A 237-nucleotide genomic window follows, 5' to 3' on the forward strand; every position below is an offset into this window, starting at 1 on the left:
ACTTCCGGCGGTGCTTCGCCGACGATACGCCCAACTTCACCGAGGTCGCCCCCGGCACCCGGCTGGCCGCGGAAGCCGTCGACGGCGCCTGTCCGGGCGGCGAGACGCCGCTGCGGGGGGGGTTCCCCAACGCCGCCGTCGAGATCGGCGCCCGGGCCGCCCTGCTGGTCAGCGCGGTCGCGCCGCCGGACGAGACCTACTGAGCGGCACCACCGGGCTGGCAGGATGCCAGCTGAC

Annotated in this window: 1 pseudogene; it reads left to right on the forward strand. The window is 75.9% G+C overall.

What is annotated here, in order from left to right:
* Window positions 1-203: pseudogene (locus tag CVH10_RS24285) on the forward strand (succinylglutamate desuccinylase); the annotation flags it as partial.
* Window positions 204-237 lie beyond the last annotated feature (34 nt).

Source organism: Halomonas sp. ND22Bw (assembly GCF_003011945.1).
GTDB classification, from domain to species: Bacteria; Pseudomonadota; Gammaproteobacteria; order Pseudomonadales; family Halomonadaceae; genus Halomonas; species Halomonas halophila.